12 protein-coding genes, 2 tRNA genes and 3 rRNA genes are annotated in these 17,322 nt (G+C 57.3%); 10 read left to right on the forward strand and 7 right to left on the reverse strand.

Annotation, left to right across the window (positions count from 1 at the left end; genetic code table 11):
* Window positions 1-21 precede the first annotated feature (21 nt).
* Window positions 22-1,389, reverse strand: a complete 1,368-nt coding sequence (gene pabB, locus ACUN8C_RS05435; protein WP_445621260.1) for an aminodeoxychorismate synthase component I — start codon at window positions 1,387-1,389, stop codon at window positions 22-24.
* Window positions 1,390-1,551: 162 nt separating this feature from the next.
* Here pabB and ACUN8C_RS05440 point away from each other — a divergent pair, with 162 nt between their 5' ends.
* The 8 genes from ACUN8C_RS05440 (at window position 1,552) to tusA (ending at window position 9,551) form a co-directional block, all read left to right on the forward strand.
* Window positions 1,552-2,304, forward strand: a complete 753-nt coding sequence (locus ACUN8C_RS05440; protein WP_445621261.1) for a GntR family transcriptional regulator — start codon at window positions 1,552-1,554, stop codon at window positions 2,302-2,304.
* 490 nt (window positions 2,305-2,794) lie between these two features.
* Window positions 2,795-4,335: ribosomal RNA gene (locus ACUN8C_RS05445) — 16S ribosomal RNA — on the forward strand.
* 69 nt (window positions 4,336-4,404) lie between these two features.
* Window positions 4,405-4,481, forward strand: a tRNA-Ile gene (locus tag ACUN8C_RS05450).
* Window positions 4,482-4,488: 7 nt separating this feature from the next.
* Window positions 4,489-4,564, forward strand: a tRNA-Ala gene (locus tag ACUN8C_RS05455).
* A gap of 272 nt (window positions 4,565-4,836) precedes the next feature.
* Window positions 4,837-7,728 (forward strand): 23S ribosomal RNA (locus tag ACUN8C_RS05460).
* A gap of 101 nt (window positions 7,729-7,829) precedes the next feature.
* A 5S ribosomal RNA gene (rrf, locus tag ACUN8C_RS05465) occupies window positions 7,830-7,945 on the forward strand.
* Together the 16S, 23S and 5S rRNA genes with 2 tRNA genes alongside form the textbook arrangement of a ribosomal RNA operon.
* A 224-nt stretch (window positions 7,946-8,169) precedes the next feature.
* Window positions 8,170-9,252: a 23S rRNA (cytidine(2498)-2'-O)-methyltransferase RlmM gene (gene rlmM, locus ACUN8C_RS05470; protein WP_445621262.1), complete on the forward strand. Its 1,083-nt coding sequence runs from the start codon at window positions 8,170-8,172 to the stop codon at window positions 9,250-9,252.
* Window positions 9,253-9,299: 47 nt separating this feature from the next.
* On the forward strand, window positions 9,300-9,551 hold the full coding sequence (gene tusA / locus ACUN8C_RS05475) for a sulfurtransferase TusA (protein WP_445621263.1): 252 nt from the start codon (window positions 9,300-9,302) through the stop codon (window positions 9,549-9,551).
* 2 nt (window positions 9,552-9,553) lie between these two features.
* Here tusA and ACUN8C_RS05480 read toward each other — a convergent pair whose 3' ends face one another.
* Window positions 9,554-10,246, reverse strand: coding sequence for a hypothetical protein (locus tag ACUN8C_RS05480; RefSeq protein ID WP_445621264.1), 693 nt, complete (start codon window positions 10,244-10,246; stop codon window positions 9,554-9,556).
* Window positions 10,247-10,417: 171 nt separating this feature from the next.
* A complete protein-coding gene (locus ACUN8C_RS05485) occupies window positions 10,418-11,845 on the reverse strand; it encodes an MATE family efflux transporter (protein WP_445621265.1) in 1,428 nt (475 codons plus the stop codon).
* Between the two features lie 116 nt (window positions 11,846-11,961).
* On the opposite strand from ACUN8C_RS05485, the gene ACUN8C_RS05490 reads away from it, so the two are divergent.
* Entirely contained in the window at window positions 11,962-12,537 is a 576-nt protein-coding gene (locus ACUN8C_RS05490; RefSeq protein WP_445621266.1) for an elongation factor P hydroxylase, read from the forward strand.
* A 23-nt stretch (window positions 12,538-12,560) separates the two neighbouring features.
* On the opposite strand, the gene ACUN8C_RS05495 is transcribed toward ACUN8C_RS05490, so the two are convergent.
* Entirely contained in the window at window positions 12,561-13,076 is a 516-nt protein-coding gene (locus ACUN8C_RS05495) for a hypothetical protein (RefSeq protein WP_445621267.1), read from the reverse strand.
* 68 nt (window positions 13,077-13,144) lie between these two features.
* Window positions 13,145-13,996 carry a TatD family hydrolase gene (locus tag ACUN8C_RS05500; protein WP_445621268.1) on the reverse strand — a complete coding sequence of 284 codons (852 nt, stop codon included), beginning with the start codon at window positions 13,994-13,996 and terminating at the stop codon, window positions 13,145-13,147.
* A 124-nt stretch (window positions 13,997-14,120) separates the two neighbouring features.
* Between ACUN8C_RS05500 and ACUN8C_RS05505 the strand changes: the two genes are divergently transcribed.
* Window positions 14,121-16,034 carry an ATP-binding cassette domain-containing protein gene (locus ACUN8C_RS05505; RefSeq protein WP_445621269.1) on the forward strand — a complete coding sequence of 638 codons (1,914 nt, stop codon included), beginning with the start codon at window positions 14,121-14,123 and terminating at the stop codon, window positions 16,032-16,034.
* A 150-nt stretch (window positions 16,035-16,184) separates the two neighbouring features.
* Here ACUN8C_RS05505 and ACUN8C_RS05510 read toward each other — a convergent pair whose 3' ends face one another.
* The gene (locus ACUN8C_RS05510) at window positions 16,185-16,643 is read right to left on the reverse strand and encodes a universal stress protein (RefSeq protein WP_108843948.1); all 459 of its coding nucleotides are present in this window, start codon (window positions 16,641-16,643) and stop codon (window positions 16,185-16,187) included.
* Between the two features lie 158 nt (window positions 16,644-16,801).
* Entirely contained in the window at window positions 16,802-17,254 is a 453-nt protein-coding gene (slyA, locus tag ACUN8C_RS05515; protein WP_108843947.1) for a transcriptional regulator SlyA, read from the reverse strand.
* Window positions 17,255-17,322 lie beyond the last annotated feature (68 nt).

The following is a 17,322-nucleotide window of genomic DNA, read 5'->3' on the forward strand; positions in this document are numbered from 1 at the left end:
TGCCTGAGCGTACAGGCGCGTTTATGTCAGCGCATGCATGAGATGGCGAATCTTGTCGATCGTCTCGATGTATTCACTTTCCTCATGAGAGTCGGCCACCAGTCCACCGCCGCCCCACACATAAAGGGTGTTGTCTTCTCTATAGAGGGTGCGAATGGCAATTGACGTATGCATGTCGCCGCGCTGATCGATATAGCCGATGCTGCCGCAGTAGGGACCGCGACGAGTGGTCTCCAGTTCATCGATGATGTCCATGGCCCGAATGCGGGGAGCGCCGGTGATGGAGCCGCCGGGAAACGCGGCAGCCAGGGCGTCGATGGCATCCAGTGACGGCGCCAGATCGCCCGTAATGGTGCTGACCAGATGATGAACATTGCGATAGCTTTCAAGGGCAGCCAGTGCCGGCACGCGCACAGTACCGGCACGGCAGACGCGACCGAGGTCGTTGCGCAGCAGATCCACGATCATGACGTTCTCGGTACGATCCTTGAGACTGCCAAGCAGTTCATCGGCCAGCTGCTGATCTTCTTCGGCGGTCTGGCCTCTAGGGCGCGTTCCCTTGATGGGGTTGGTGGTCAGCTTTCGATCCTGTAGATGTAAAAAGCGTTCAGGCGAGAGGGACATGATGCTGCGCTCGCATCCGTCCTCCCCCTGCCATGAAAGCCATGCACCAAAAGGGGACGGCGTTGCCTGGCGTAACCGGCGCCAGGCTTCCCAGCTGTCTCCCTGACACTGCGCCTGGAAACGCTGGGCCAGATTGACCTGATAGCAGTCGCCGGCATGTAGATAGTCACTGACCCTGCGAAAGCGTTCGCCGTAAGTCGCGCGATCAATATCGGCTTTAAAGGGAACGGTCAGGGAAAAGGCGGTACTTGTCTCATCGGGTGCCGCTTCCAGCCATGTCAGCACCTGATCACGACGTTCAGCCGTTGCCACCAGATAGCTGCACTGACGTTGATGATCCTGAATCAGGGCCCAGTCATAAAGCCCGAGTCTGGCCAGGGGGAGATCAATGTCGGCAATGGCATGACTTTCAAGTCTTTCGAGCAGGCGTCCAAAGTCATAGCTCCAGTACCCCATGAGCCCGCCGACAAAAGGAATCTCTTCGGCCGTGTCCGGGGGAATCGTTTCAAGATGTCTTGGAAGCTCACGCTGAGCGTCCAGCGGTGTGATTGCAGAAAGCATACGTGTGCAGTAGTACTGCCCCATGCTGTCCACTTCAAGCAGGGCAGTGGGGTCGCTGCTCATGATGTCAAAGCGCCCGGTCTGCGTATAAGGGCGGCCATTATCCAGCAGTATCGCCTCGCGGCGATGGCGCAGCCTTTCAAACCAGGCGGCCGGGTCCGCATGGTAGGGAAGGGGGTGAAGCAGCAATTGATAGGAGGACATGATCATGTATCGCAGGCTTTAACGGGGCGTGCAGTTTAACAGTCCAAGGCAGGAACCGGCGCTCCCTGTTTGGTCGGTGTTGATGAAGTGATGCTGGAACTTTGGTCTTTGCGTGCCGTATGTCGTACTGTGATGGCATTTCCCTGATTGTTGACAATAACCATGACTTCAACGACTTCTTCCGGCGAGATTCCTCTCGAGGCGCGAACGCTCGCTGAGCGAGTCTTTCAACAGCTTCAGGATGCCATCGTTCGTGGTGAGCTGCCGGCAGGCAGTAAAATCACCGAGCCGGGTCTTGCCCAGACCTATGGCATTTCACGTGGTCCGCTGCGTGAGGCCATGCGCCGACTGGAAGCGCACCGTTTGATCGAGCGCGAACCTCACGTGGGGGCCAGAGTCGTCAAGCTGTCGATGCGCGAACTCCTTGAGCTTTTTGATATGCGTGAGGCGCTGGAGAGCATGGCGGCCAGGCTGGCGGCGCGCCATATGACTACCGATGAAGTTCAGGCGCTGCGGGATGTCTTGGTGGCGCATGAAGAGCAGGGCGATCTGGATCAGGCTGAAGCCTATTACCAGCGCGAGGGTGATCTCGATTTCCATTATCTGATTGTGCGCGGGAGTCACAATCGAATGCTCATGACCACCCTGTGTGATGATCTCTACTATCTGGTAAGGCTTTACAGGACTCAATACAGTGCGCGAGGGGGCCGACCACAGCGTGCCTTTGTAGAGCACCATCGTATTGTGGATGCCATCGCCTCCGGGGATGAAGAGCTGGCCGAACAGTTGATGCGTCGACATGTTATTGCGGCAAGGCAGACGGTCGCCGAGCGCTACGCCATGTCGCTGGATGACGATCGTGAGCTGCCAAAGAGCACTGGAAAGGCGCTGTCACGCCGTACGCCATCTACCTGAAGACACGATTATCCGTCGACGCATTCCCTGCCATGACAGAAAAATGAAAGTTTTTGGCGAAAGGGGTTGCGCCCTTGGGGTCTGATCTATAAAGTACGCATCCGCTGCCACGGAGCACACGGCGACGAGGCAGCGGGGAAGTTTGGCAGGTGATTGTTTTGACTGAGGTTTTGGTCATCCAATCAGGATCACGGATCCAGTCGCTGACTTCCGGATCGAAAAAAAGAGGTTGACTTTTCGATTCAGGGCTGTAAAATGCCCACTCTCTCGAAGCAGCCGCCACGGCGACTGAGGCAACATCTTCGAGACGCTCTTTAACAAGTCGATCAGGCAATTTGTGTGGGCGTCTGGCTCGTGTGTGACACCAGTCACATAGATAGTCGAGCAGACGAACACTCGTCAAGAGTAACTAGTTTGACCTCGAGCCCGGATTGATTCACCTCGCGGACTGCCTCGGCAGGCCTCGAAACGAATCTCAAAGCTTCAAAATAAACTGAAGAGTTTGATCATGGCTCAGATTGAACGCTGGCGGCAGGCCTAACACATGCAAGTCGAGCGGTAACAGGGGTAGCTTGCTACCCGCTGACGAGCGGCGGACGGGTGAGTAATGCATGGGTATCTGCCCGGTAGTGGGGGATAACTCGGGGAAACCCGAGCTAATACCGCATACGTCCTACGGGAGAAAGCAGGGGATCTTCGGACCTTGCGCTATCGGATGAGCCCATGTCGGATTAGCTTGTTGGTGAGGTAACGGCTCACCAAGGCGACGATCCGTAGCTGGTCTGAGAGGATGATCAGCCACACCGGGACTGAGACACGGCCCGGACTCCTACGGGAGGCAGCAGTGGGGAATATTGGACAATGGGGGGAACCCTGATCCAGCCATGCCGCGTGTGTGAAGAAGGCCTTCGGGTTGTAAAGCACTTTCAGTGGGGAAGAAGGCATGATGATTAATACTCGTCATGAAGGACATCACCCACAGAAGAAGCACCGGCTAACTCCGTGCCAGCAGCCGCGGTAATACGGAGGGTGCAAGCGTTAATCGGAATTACTGGGCGTAAAGGGCGCGTAGGCGGCTTGCCAAGCCGGATGTGAAAGCCCCGGGCTCAACCCGGGAACGGCATTCGGAACTGGTAGGCTAGAGTGCAGGAGAGGAAGGTGGAATTCCCGGTGTAGCGGTGAAATGCGTAGAGATCGGGAGGAATACCAGTGGCGAAGGCGGCCTTCTGGACTGACACTGACGCTGAGGCGCGAAAGCGTGGGTAGCAAACAGGATTAGATACCCTGGTAGTCCACGCCGTAAACGATGTCGACCAGCCGTTGGACCCCTTGAGGGTTTGGTGGCGCAGTTAACGCAATAAGTCGACCGCCTGGGGAGTACGGCCGCAAGGCTAAAACTCAAATGAATTGACGGGGGCCCGCACAAGCGGTGGAGCATGTGGTTTAATTCGATGCAACGCGAAGAACCTTACCTGCTCTTGACATCCTGCGAATTCCTCAGAGATGAGGAAGTGCCTTCGGGAACGCAGAGACAGGTGCTGCATGGCTGTCGTCAGCTCGTGTTGTGAAATGTTGGGTTAAGTCCCGTAACGAGCGCAACCCCTATCCCTTTTTGCCAGCGCGTAATGGCGGGAACTTCAGGGAGACTGCCGGTGACAAACCGGAGGAAGGTGGGGACGACGTCAAGTCATCATGGCCCTTACGAGCAGGGCTACACACGTGCTACAATGGCCGGTACAAAGGGTTGCGAAGCGGCGACGTGAAGCCAATCCCAGAAAGCCGGCCTCAGTCCGGATCGGAGTCTGCAACTCGACTCCGTGAAGTCGGAATCGCTAGTAATCGTGGATCAGAATGCCACGGTGAATACGTTCCCGGGCCTTGTACACACCGCCCGTCACACCATGGGAGTGGACTGCACCAGAAGTGGTTAGCTTAACCTTCGGGAGAGCGATCACCACGGTGTGGTTCATGACTGGGGTGAAGTCGTAACAAGGTAGCCGTAGGGGAACCTGCGGCTGGATCACCTCCTTAAACGACAAGTGCTCACGCGAACCAGCGCGTCCACACAAATTGCCTGATCGGATAGAGCGAAGACTGCTTGGGTCTGTAGCTCAGTTGGTTAGAGCGCACCCCTGATAAGGGTGAGGTCGGCAGTTCGAGTCTGCCCAGACCCACCAACCTGTCGGGGCCTTAGCTCAGCTGGGAGAGCGCCTGCCTTGCACGCAGGAGGTCAGCGGTTCGATCCCGCTAGGCTCCACCATACAGCTCGGTGTCACAGTCTCGCTCCTACTGATGAAACCACAGTCAAAAGTCATGATGATGACAATCATCGACATGATTTCTGACTGTCTTTTTGACAGTACGCTCTTTAACAATGTGGATCATGCTGACCTGTCGGTCGGTGAACACCTCATCTTCGGATGAGCGTTGTGACCCGGCCGGCAGACAACGTATAAATTTATCGTCATGCATAGTCGTATGCATGCCGGTAAATGTAGTGTGATTGTGAGACCGGACCCCTTGGGGTTATATGGTCAAGCGATTAAGCGCACACGGTGGATGCCTAGGCAGTCAGAGGCGATGAAGGACGTGACAGCCTGCGATAAGCGTCGGTGAGGTGGCAAATGACCTGCGACCCGGCGATTTCCGAATGGGGAAACCCACCTGCCACAAGGCAGGTATTCATGAGCCAATACATAACTCATGAAGGCGAACCGGGAGAACTGAAACATCTAAGTACCCCGAGGAAAAGACATCAATTGAGATTCCCCCAGTAGCGGCGAGCGAACGGGGACCAGCCCTTAAGCAGTGCAACCGATAGGCGAACAGTCTGGGAAGTCTGACCATAGCAGGTGATAGTCCTGTAGCCGAAATCCGAGCATTGTGAAATCGAGTAGGTCGGGGCACGTGAAACCCTGACTGAACATGGGGGGACCATCCTCCAAGGCTAAATACTCCTGACTGACCGATAGTGAACCAGTACCGTGAGGGAAAGGCGAAAAGAACCCCGGCGAGGGGAGTGAAATAGATCCTGAAACCGTGTGCGTACAAGCAGTGGGAGCAGACTTGTTCTGTGACTGCGTACCTTTTGTATAATGGGTCAGCGACTTATTCTCAGTAGCGAGCTTAACCGAATAGGGGAGGCGCAGGGAAACCGAGTCTTAAATGGGCGACTTAGTTGCTGGGAATAGACCCGAAACCGGGCGATCTATCCATGGCCAGGATGAAGGTCAGGTAACACTGACTGGAGGTCCGAACTCAAGTATGTTGAAAAATGCTGAGATGAGCTGTGGATCGGAGTGAAAGGCTAATCAAGCTCGGAGATAGCTGGTTCTCCTCGAAAGCTATTTAGGTAGCGCCTCACGTATTACCACCGGGGGTAGAGCACTGTTTCGGCTAGGGGGCCATCCCGGCTTACCAACCCGAGGCAAACTCCGAATACCGGTGAGTACAGCGTGGGAGACACACAGCGGGTGCTAACGTCCGTTGTGAAAAGGGAAACAACCCAGACCGCCAGCCAAGGTCCCAAAATCCCGGTTAAGTGGGAAACGATGTGGGAAGGCACAGACAGCCAGGAGGTTGGCTTAGAAGCAGCCATCCTTTAAAGAAAGCGTAATAGCTCACTGGTCGAGTCGGCCTGCGCGGAAGATGTAACGGGGCTCAAACCGGGTGCCGAAGCTGCGGGTGCATCCTTATGGATGCGCGGTAGAGGAGCGTTGTGTAAGCCTGCGAAGGTGGATCGTGAGGTCTGCTGGAGGTATCACAAGTGCGAATGCTGACATGAGTAACGACAAGGGGAGTGAAAACCTCCCCCGCCGGAAGACCAAGGGTTCCTGTTCGACGTCAATCGGAGCAGGGTGAGTCGACCCCTAAGGCGAGGCCGAAAGGCGTAGTCGATGGGAAACGGGTTAATATTCCCGTACCGGATGTTATTGCGATGGGGGGACGAAGAAGGCTAGGTGAGCCAGGCGTTGGTTGTCCTGGTAAAAGCGAGTAGGCCTGGGGATCAGGCAAATCCGGTCCTCTATAAGCCGAGACGCGAGACGAACAGACTACGGTCTGGAAGTCACTGATGCCACGCTTCCGGGAAAAGCCTCTAAGCTTCAGATAACATGCGATCGTACCCCAAACCGACACAGGTGGTCAGGTAGAGAATACCAAGGCGTATGAGAGAACTCGGGTGAAGGAACTAGGCAAAATGGCACCGTAACTTCGGGAGAAGGTGCGCCGGCCAGGGTAACGGGACTTGCTCCCTCAGCTCTGACCGGCCGAAGAGACCAGGTGGCTGCAACTGTTTATTAAAAACACAGCACTCTGCCAACGCGTAAGCGGACGTATAGGGTGTGACGCCTGCCCGGTGCCGGAAGGTTAATTGATGGTGTTAGCCGCAAGGCGAAGCTCTTGATCGAAGCCCCGGTAAACGGCGGCCGTAACTATAACGGTCCTAAGGTAGCGAAATTCCTTGTCGGGTAAGTTCCGACCTGCACGAATGGCGTAATGATGGCCACGCTGTCTCCACCCGAGACTCAGTGAAATTGAAATCGCTGTGAAGATGCAGTGTACCCGCGGCTAGACGGAAAGACCCCGTGAACCTTTACTATAGCTTCACACTGGACGCTGATGTTACCTGTGTAGGATAGCTGGGAGGCTTTGAAACCCTGACGCCAGTTGGGGTGGAGCCAATCTTGAAATACCAGCCTGGTATCATTGGCGTTCTAACTCCGCACCGTGATCCGGTGTGAGGACAGTGTGTGGTGGGTAGTTTGACTGGGGCGGTCTCCTCCTAAAGAGTAACGGAGGAGCACTAAGGTACCCTCAGCACGGTTGGAAATCGTGCAATGAGTGCAAGAGCATAAGGGTGCTTGACTGCGAGACGGACATGTCGAGCAGGTGCGAAAGCAGGTTCTAGTGATCCGGTGGTTCTGTATGGAAGGGCCATCGCTCAACGGATAAAAGGTACTCCGGGGATAACAGGCTGATACCGCCCAAGAGTTCATATCGACGGCGGTGTTTGGCACCTCGATGTCGGCTCATCACATCCTGGGGCTGAAGTCGGTCCCAAGGGTATGGCTGTTCGCCATTTAAAGTGGTACGCGAGCTGGGTTTAGAACGTCGTGAGACAGTTCGGTCCCTATCTGCCGTGGGCGTCGGAAGTTTGAGAAGTGCTGCTCCTAGTACGAGAGGACCGGAGTGGACGCACCGCTGGTGTACCGGTTGTCATGCCAATGGCACCGCCGGGTAGCTATGTGCGGACGGGATAACCGCTGAAGGCATCTAAGCGGGAAGCCCCCTTCAAGATGAAACTTCCCTGGAGCCTCGAGCTCCCTGAAGGGCCCTTGAAGACGACAAGGTTGATAGGCGCGGTGTGTAAGTGCAGCAATGCATTGAGCTGACGCGTACTAATTGCCCGTGAGGCTTGACCATATAACACCCAAGTGGTTCGCATCACACGAATGCGTTGATATATCGATCAGCATGATCCCGATTTTGACCCGCTGCTCAAGAGCAGCCGGTCTGCAGAATTGCCTGACGACCATAGCGTGCCGGCACCACCCGATCCCTTCCCGAACTCGGTAGTGAAACGGCTCCGCGCCGATGGTAGTGTGGGGTCTCCCCATGTGAGAGTAGGTCATCGTCAGGCACCCCTTCCGAACCCCGGTCCTTAACAGGACCGGGGTTCTTTTATGCGCGCCATCCGGCCGCCACGGCCCGTGGTGCCGGCCCCGCCCGCGGTCACTGACGTGACCGGCGGGCGAGGGCACCCCGCCTCAGGGCGTCTTGTTCATGGCCGCCTAGGCGTTTCGACCAGCGTTGATCGTGTACAATACGTGCTTTCATGCACCGTTTTCCCGGAACAGCCCCCTTATGTCTGCAAAAGCCGATCGTGTTGCCAGCGAAATACTGCTTTACTGCCGCGCCGGCTTTGAAGCGGATCTTGCGGCAGAAATTGCTAAAAAGGCTGCTGTGCTTGGGGCCAATGGCTATCCGATCGCTGCTCCCGGTACAGGGTTCGTGCGCTATGTATTGGTCGATCGTCAGCCGGCACATACGCTTCAAAAGCAGCTCTCCTTTGAGACACTGGTGTTTCCCAGGCAGACGCTGGTGGCATTCCCGCCGCTTGCCAATATGGACCGGGAAGACCGCATATCCCCTGTCATGGCATTGATTCGCGAAAGCGGCTGGAGCTTTGAGCATATCTGTCAGGACATCCCGGATACCAACGACGGCAAGGCATTGACCGGACTTGGCAAGTCGATCCAGAAGGCACTGGAAAGCGCCAGTCGTAAATGTGGTGCACTACGCCGCAAGGCGGGCAAGCGCTGGCTGCATCTGTTCTGGACCGCCGGTGATCAGGTCCAGGTGGCCATCAGTTTTCCGGGCAATCGCAGTGAGTATGCCAACGGTATTCGCCATCTCCGGTTTCCGCATGATGCGCCCAGCCGCTCGACCCTCAAACTCGAAGAGGCCTGGCATACCTTTATTGCGCCGGACCAATGGGACGCATTGCTGGATGAAAACATGTGGGCTGCTGACCTGGGGGCGGCTCCCGGTGGCTGGACATGGCAGCTGGTCAAGCGCGGCATGAGCGTGTATGCCATCGATAATGGCCCCATGCAGGCGTCGCTGATGAATACCGGGCAGGTCGAACATCTGCGTGAAGATGCCTATAGCTGGAAGCCCCCGCATACGCTGGACTGGCTGGTATGCGATATGGTGGACCAGCCTGCCAGGGTTGCCAGACTCATGGGAGCGTGGCTTGAAAAGGGCTGGACGCGTCGGGCCATTTTCAATCTCAAGTTGCCCATGAAGCAGCGATGGCAGGAGGTTGAACACTGCCTTGAGCTTTTACACCAGTGCGTCGAAAAGGCCGGATTCAGGGCACATATCAGATGCCGTCACCTCTACCATGATCGGGAAGAAGTGACCGTCTATGTAGCGATCGTTTAATTCAATTGCGACTAATTCACTTGCGAACAACAGGGCAGGAGAGGGCAATGACGCAACCACCTGAAAGCAACAACACGCTTGATACTTCCGGGCTTTATTGCCCTGAGCCCATCATGATGATGCACAACCGGGTCAGGGAAATGGCGCCGGGACAGGTGCTTGAAATCATTGCGACTGACCCGGCTACCACGCGAGATGTGCCTAAATTCTGTACCTTTCTGGGGCATGAACTGATTGATCAGCGCGAAGAAGAGGGCACCTGGCGCTACTATATTCGCCTTGCCTCTTCCGGTCAGTGACCCTATTCCTGTGTCACCATCATGACCGATAGCGCCTCCAGCGTGGCCGGGTCCTGACTGCGAATACGGTTGGCGATCTGGCGCTGAAACAGGTAAAGCGCTTCGTGACGGGAATGTCCCGCATAAAGGCAGTCATCCCCGGGCAGAATCGGCTCTTCACAGACCTGGTCTTCATCATGCAGAAGCGCTTCTATGGTGCCGTCGCTATAGAGATGCCAGCCGTGAACCTGCTTTAGTTGCCAGCTGTCATCGTGAGCATGACACAGGGCGTGGGTCCCCTGCGTATCGGGTAAATGCTGAAGAATGCAGGGCTCGTCTTCATGCTCATACTCGAAATAGGCAGCAGCATGTTCAAGCTCGACCACCTTGTGAAGTGGTGGTGAGTCCATCACAAGCTCTGACTCCGGATCGCGATAGCCTACAAAACGGCCCTGTTCCGGGTCTTCCAGCGTATCGCAGCGGGTCAGACAATCCAGCCAGGGCACCAGCCCCACGACGTGCCCGTCTTCCTGTAATCCCCATGCCAGTACCGGCATGCCGTAAAGGGACTGAGGGTCGCTGGCAAGCTGATAAAGCATTTCAAGCCCGTCAAGCTCCGGTGCCAGACGCACAATGCGATGTCTTTTACGCCGCTGCTGACGAACGGTTTCCAGGTCGATAACCTGCATACGATGATGATTCGACATCGTGTTCATTGCTTGCCCCTCCGGTTATCTGTCCGGTATGTCCCTGTCCTCGATCAAGCTGACGTCCGGTCATTGAGACGCTTTTTTAACTATTAGCACATCTGCAGCAATGAATGTCATACCATAGGTGATACTTTCACGACCCGTGACTGGAAACAACAATGACAGGTACGCAAGGCCTTATGCTTTAGCAGGTGTCGGCTGACAGTACCTGTCAGAGGTGCGGTACAGGCGAAGCCCCAGCAGCACGGAGGCCACGCTGAGCCCGGCAATAAGCCCCAGCCAGTAGCCATAGACGCCCCAGCCGGAGAAGATCTCCGGTACGCCGCCGCCCAGCAGGTGACCACCGCCCATGCCAACGATCCAGTAGGACGCCAGGGTGATGAGCATGATGATGCGCGTATCCTTGTAGCCTCGCAGTGCCCCCGCCATGCTCACCTGAAGCGCATCTGAAATCTGATAGATGGCCGCCAGCAGTATCAGGTTTGCGGCCAGGTCGCGTACCGCCATATTGCTCGAGTAGAGCGCGACAATCGGATGGGCTGCGACAATCAGCACGATATCGATAAGAAGTGCGGCCACCAGTGCCATCCCGACACCGTTCCAGGCGATAAAGCGCGCCCGTTTGCTGTCTCCCTGACCCAGGGTATTGCTCACCCGGACCGTCAATGCCATCCCCAGCGACAGCGGCAACATGAACAGCAGTGATGTGAAATTAAGCGCCACCTGGTGTGCGGCAACCACGATTTCTCCAAAACTTGCGACAAAAAGCGCAATCAGGGCAAAGAGGGTCACTTCCGTAAAAATGGCAACCCCGATTGGTAACCCCACCCGCAGGAGTTCCATGGTCAGTTTCAGGTCTGGCCGGCTGAGCCCCTGCCAGATCTGAACCGGTGCATAGACTCTGGCGCGGCGGGTATAGACGGCCATGCACCCGCACATCACCCACATGGCAATCGCCGTTGCCATGCCGCAGCCGGTGGCGCCCAGGGCAGGCAGGGCCTCCAGCAGGGGGAATGAGATACCCGTCAAAGACACGATGCCCTTACCACCAAAGATCAGCAGATAGTTGCAGGGGATATTCACTGCCAGGCCGATCAGGCTGATCCAGAGGGCCGGGCGGGTGTGATTGACGCCATCGGAAAACGCGCGCAGCGCCTGATAAAGCGCAACGGCCGGCATGCCAAAGGCAACGGCGTGTAGATACCGTGTTGATGACGTGGCGACCGCTTCAGGGACCGACATATAGGTGAAGATCGGCTCGGCTGCCAGCCAGATCAATGCGCATGCTGCCACGCCCAGCACGAGCGCCACCCAGAGGGCCTGATGGACACAGGGCCGGATGGCGCCCTGTTGCCGTGCGCCCATATGCTGGGCAACGATGGGCGTCAGGCCCATTAATGTCCCTGTCATGAACAGCATCAGGGGCACCCAGAGGCTGGCGCCAACGGAGACGGCCGCCAGATCCGTGGCACTGGAGTGACCGGACATCATGACGTCAACGGTACTCATGGCTGCCTGCGCCAGCTGGGCACCAAGAATGGGCAGCGCCAGGCGCGCCAGCGCAGAGGTTTCAAGGCGACAGGCAGTAGGGTCGATGCGTAACAAGGCCGGCTCCAGCCAGAAGAAAGCGCCATTGTAGCAAAGCGCGGTCCTGCCTAAGCCTTCGGGATTCGAACCTCGTGATAAAGTGGCGCGTCAAACGCAGACCCCAGGAGACACAGGTGATCTCTCAGCAACAGGAACAGTGCCAGGTCGAGCAGCTGATGGCGCTTTTCAATCATGTGTTCTCGTCGCGCTATCAGACCCGGCTGGTGCGCGGTGACGACGAACCCATCTATCTGCCTGCCGATGACGCGCACACCCACCACCGCATCGTGTTCGCCCACGGTTATTTTGCCAGTGCGCTGCACGAAATCAGTCACTGGTGTATTGCCGGGGCGCAAAGACGGTTATTGGAGGATTACGGCTACTGGTATATGCCGGATGGCCGCGATAACAGCGCTCAGGAAGCTTTCGAGGCCGCCGAAATTGCCCCTCAGGCGATCGAAAAGGTACTGACACAGGCCTGTGGTCGACACTTTAATGTCAGCGTGGACAATCTCGAGGGCAGTGCAGAGGTGGACCGTGACGCGTTTGCTGCCAAAGTGGAAGCCAGGCGACAGCGCTATCTGGTGGAAGGCCTTCCGGCACGGGCGGAAGCCTTTCGACAGGCACTGGTAGCGCTTTTCAGCGAAGGGCAATCGCCCGAACAGGCAGGTCGTTGTGCGGGCGATTGGCTCGATCAACACAAGTGTTGAGCTGATCGTTCGGCAGGGCGGGCTCAGTCGGCGAGCATGTCGTCATCCATCCAGCGAACATGCAGCTTCAATAGCGTCTCCAGATCATGCTCTGCACGTCCCGGCTCAAGCCCCATTTCACTGAACATCTCGCTGCGCTGCTGGTGCCACTCTTCCGGATCACTATAGAGCGTACCGGCATCGACAATGGACACGAACATGGTGCCTGCAATGACCTCGAAAATACGCGCCAGGGCCGCCTCGTCCTGCTCGGGGTTCGCACTATAGAGCGTGCTGCCCTGATAATCGGCCTCCAGCTCGCGTATCACGTCGCTGACACTGACGCCCATGGTGAGAAGCTCATCGGCGTGATAGTCCCCCAAGCTTGCCACATCGTCTTCAAGCCACGTCTCATCGGGCTGGATCAGGGTATGTTTGACCCCGCCATCCGGCAGCGTCCAGGCAATGGCGACCGGCACATCACCTTCCCCGCTTTCCAGTGCGATGAAACCGGGAAGATTCAGACCTTCGGCCTCGGAAAACTCGTAATCGTCCTGCATGTCCATGGTGTCCTGAAGTAGGTTTGTCCTGGCGTAGGATCTGTTCTGAAGTAGACCGTCTAAAACGATTATGCCGGGTCGGGAATATTAAAGAAGCGACGCGCGTTGGCAGTGGTGTCACGTGCAATGACAGCCTCGCTGACCCCCCGACAAAGCGCAATTTCCCGTGCAATCCAGGGCAGCAGCGCCGGTTCGTGGCGTCTGCCCTTGAGTTTGGCAGGCAGATTGCGTGGCAGCAGATAGGGACAATCGGTCTCGATCATCAACCGATTGCCGGGAATATCGACAACCAGTTCGCGCAGATGCTCACCGCGGCGTTCGTCGCACAGCCAGCCTGTCTGGCCGATATACAGGTCGAGGTCCAGATAGCCATATAGCGTGTCCCTGTCACCCGTGAAGCAATGGAGCACTGCCGGCCCGATCTCATCGCGCCACTGCCTGAGCATGTCCAGCATATCGCTGCCGGCATCACGCTCGTGTAGAAACAGGGGCTTTTGGGTTCTTGCCGCCATCTCCAGATGGGCCTCGAAGGCGCGCCTTTGATCGGCGGGCGTCGAAAAATCGCGATGATAATCCAGGCCGCACTCGCCCACGGCCAGCACGCGGGGGTGGTCGAGAAAATCCTCGATAAAGCGTTTGAGCGAGCTGTCGAAGTCGCCGGCGTGATGGGGGTGTAACCCGGCCGTGGCGTAAAGCGCCACCGGGTTTTCCCGCTGCGTCAGCTCGACGCTGGCCTCAATACTGGCGCGGTCCGTGCCGGTCAGCACCATCGCGGTCAGGTTGGCCCGGGCGGCGCGCTCGAGTACAGCGTCCAGATCCTTTTGAAAGCTTTCATGTGCCAAGTTGGCACCGATATCAATCAGGGGTTCCGGGGATTGAAAGCACAAAGCGTCAGGCAGCATGCCGTCTCCGTGGGTCATGAGGGTTCCGGTCGCCATTGTAGGACAGGCACTTCATTGATGTCCCATCGCCCGGCAGCCATTCCCCGGATGCATGAGGTACAATAAGGCCTTCGCATACGCCTTCACTAATTTGTAGAGCTCCATGACGCTTTTACGACTGGAACAGCTTCAACTGGCCTATGGCACCCATGTGCTGCTTGATGGCGCCGACCTCGTGCTGGAGAAGGGCGAGCGTCTGGCGCTGGTGGGTCGCAACGGTACCGGCAAGTCCACCCTGATGTCTCTGATCGAGGGACGTGCCCTGCCGGATGGCGGCAATGTCTGGCGGATGCCGGGGCTTCGGGTCGGCACGCTGCTACAGCATCTTCCGCCGGCAGAGGGCCGCACCATTTTTGATGTGGTCGCCGAAGGGCTGCCCGAAACCGGTGAGCTGCTGAGCCAGTATCAGCATCTGATCGAGTCTGACGATCCCGACATGGATCGCATGGCCACTCTGCAGACCGCCATCGAAGCAAGGGATGGCTGGTCCTATCACCAGCGTATCGATACGGTACTGACCCGTCTGGGGCTGCCGGCCACGGCCATGATGGAAGGCCTGTCGGGCGGCTGGCGGCGACGCGTGGCACTGGCGCGCGCCCTGGTGGTGGATCCGGATGTCCTGCTGCTTGATGAGCCGACCAACCATCTGGATCTGGATACCATCCAGTGGCTGGAAGAGCAGCTTTTACAGTTCAACGGCTCAGTACTGTTCATCACCCACGACCGCGCCTTCCTCAAGCGGCTGGCCACCGGCATTCTGGAGCTTGATCGTGGCCGTCTTGGACGCTATTCGGGCGATCATGAAACGTATCAGGCACAGAAACAGCATGAGCTCGAGATCGAGTCACGCGAGCGCGACGAGTTTGACAAGAAACTGGCGGCCGAAGAGCGCTGGATTCGCCAGGGCGTCAAGGCGCGTCGAACCCGTAACGAAGGCCGGGTACGCGCGCTCGAGAAGCTTCGCAGTGAACGGGCCGAGCGTCGTGAGCGCCAGGGCAATGCCAATATCAACGTCGATAGCGGCGAGCGCAGCGGCAAGCGCGTGGTGGAGCTTGAAAACGTCAGCCACCGGTTCGGACAGGACTGGGTCGTACGCAACCTGTCCATCGAAATCCAGCGCGGTGACCGAATCGGCTTTATTGGCCGTAACGGGGCCGGCAAGACAACACTTTTGAAGATTTTGCTGGGCCAGCTCGAGCCTCAGGAAGGCAGTGTTCGGGAAGGCACCAATCTCAAGGTGGCCTATTTTGACCAGCTTCGAGCGGGGCTGGATATGGAGGCCACCGTGCTGGATAACGTGGCCGGCGGGCGGGATCAGGTCACCATCAACGGGCGTGATCGCCACGTCATGAGCTATCTGCAGGACTTTCTGTTCTCGCCCGATCGTGCACGCCAGCCTGTTCGTGCCCTGTCAGGCGGAGAGTCCAATCGCCTGCTGCTGGCCAAGCTGTTTACCCAGCCGGCCAATGTTCTGGTTCTTGATGAGCCGACCAATGACCTGGACGTGGAAACCCTGGAGCTGCTGGAAGAGTTGTTGATCAACTTTGACGGCACGCTGCTGCTGGTCAGTCACGACCGCGCCTTCATGGACAACGTCGTGACCAGCGTTCTGGCCTTTGAAGGCGAGGGTGTCATCCGGGATTATGTCGGAGGCTATACCGACTGGGTACGACAGGGGGGCAAGCTGCCGCCGGCGCCCGGAGAAATGCGTGAGCGGGCCTCCAATACCGGTGACGGCACGACCGCAAAGACGCCGCCTCCAGAAAAGGGCAGCGTTGCTGCACCTGCCAAAAAGAAACTCAGCTATAAGCTGCAGCGCGAGCTTGAGCAGCTTCCCGGGCAGATCGAGGCGCTTGAAACCCGCATTGCCGAGCTGGAGGCGACCATCGGGTCGGCCAGTTTCTATCAGCAGGACAGTGACACCATTGACGCAACGCTTGCCGATCATGGCAATGCCCAGCAGGCCCTGGAGCAGGCGATGGAGCGCTGGCTCGAACTGGAAAGCGACAGTGAGTGACCGAGCAGCCGGCATGAAGGCATGAGAAGCCATCTTTTGTAAGCGATGCGCTTTGAGCCACAGAATGATCGGCCATAATAAAAAGGGGCACCGTTATTCACGGTGCCCCTTTTTTATTCAACGGATTTTACGCAACGGATGACGTGGGCATTATTCGGTGGCTTCACCGTCTGCGCCAACGCGCACGGCCAGAACATCACACTTGGCACCATGCAGGACCCCGGTAGACGTTGACCCCAACAGCAGCGCAAACCCGGTTCTGCCGTGAGAGCCCACCACGATCAAATCGACATCGCGCTCGCCGGCAAAGCGGTGGATCTCGGCGTCCGGCATGCCCACTACCACATGCTGATCTTCGCGCGGAATGCCATGAGCATCGGCAATTTCGGCCAGCCGGTCACGGGCATGACCATCCAGCTGATCCTGAATGCTGGTAAGGTCCATGGGAATATCGCCGCCGTAGGCAAAGCCCAGCGGTTCGAGCGTGTGCATGATGGAAACCCTGGCATTCTGGTTTCGTCGTGCAATACGTATGGCACGTGCCAGAACCAGCCCTGAATCGCGTGTCAGGTCAACGGCGACCAGTACGTGCTGATAAAATTCGCTCATGTTCCTGTTCTCCCATCATTTTCCGAAGCGAAGGGCTTCATGGCTTGATCCGTCGACAATGCCTCGTCAGCGTCGTGATCCTAATTTATCCGCTGACGAACAGGGAGGGAAGAGGTCGGAAGTGCCAGAAGAAAAAAGTGCCAGCAGAAGAAATCGACTCAGGTCGACGGTTCGCTGTCCTGCAGTGCCAGTTCGTGGCTGCCGTTGCTTTCGATCAGGGTCAGGACACGCTCAAACTGTTCAAGGTCTTCTTCGCTGATGTCCTTGAGCATATCGCTGCGGGCATCGTTGACCGCCTTTTCGATCTCTTCAAGCAGAGGAGTGGCTCGCGTCGTGAGATACACCAGCTTGGTACGACGATCTTCTTCGCTCGGCCGACGCTCGATCAGCCCCTGCTGACCCAGTTGGTCCAGCGTGCGCACCAGTGATGGTGCTTCAACACCAATCGTGCGCGCCAGATCACACTGTGCCTGACCATCTCCATAGCGCCATAGATGATAAAGCGTGACCCAGCGCGTATGTGTCATGCCAAGAGGGGCGAGCCGCTTGTCGATCACGGCGCGCCACAGCCGCGGTACACGCGAAACCTTGAGGCAGAGAGATTCGTGCATGTTGTCCGTTGGTCATGATGGATCGGGCGCCGGTGTTCAAATGACGGCGCCTCGATGCGGGTTAACTT

This window comes from Kushneria sp. Sum13 (genome assembly GCF_052692355.1).

Coding starts and splice junctions, on each gene's coding strand:
- ACUN8C_RS05480 (WP_445621264.1), bottom strand. CDS start 10,246: ATGAACACGATGTCGAATCATCATCGTATGCAGGTTATCGACCTGGAA.
- ACUN8C_RS05500 (WP_445621268.1), bottom strand. CDS start 13,996: ATGACCCACGGAGACGGCATGCTGCCTGACGCTTTGTGCTTTCAATCC.
- slyA (WP_108843947.1), bottom strand. CDS start 17,254: ATGCACGAATCTCTCTGCCTCAAGGTTTCGCGTGTACCGCGGCTGTGG.
- pabB (WP_445621260.1), bottom strand. CDS start 1,389: ATGTCCTCCTATCAATTGCTGCTTCACCCCCTTCCCTACCATGCGGAC.
- tusA (WP_445621263.1), top strand. CDS start 9,300: ATGACGCAACCACCTGAAAGCAACAACACGCTTGATACTTCCGGGCTT.
- ACUN8C_RS05510 (WP_108843948.1), bottom strand. CDS start 16,643: ATGAGCGAATTTTATCAGCACGTACTGGTCGCCGTTGACCTGACACGC.
- ACUN8C_RS05495 (WP_445621267.1), bottom strand. CDS start 13,076: ATGCAGGACGATTACGAGTTTTCCGAGGCCGAAGGTCTGAATCTTCCC.
- ACUN8C_RS05505 (WP_445621269.1), top strand. CDS start 14,121: ATGACGCTTTTACGACTGGAACAGCTTCAACTGGCCTATGGCACCCAT.
- ACUN8C_RS05440 (WP_445621261.1), top strand. CDS start 1,552: ATGACTTCAACGACTTCTTCCGGCGAGATTCCTCTCGAGGCGCGAACG.
- rlmM (WP_445621262.1), top strand. CDS start 8,170: ATGTCTGCAAAAGCCGATCGTGTTGCCAGCGAAATACTGCTTTACTGC.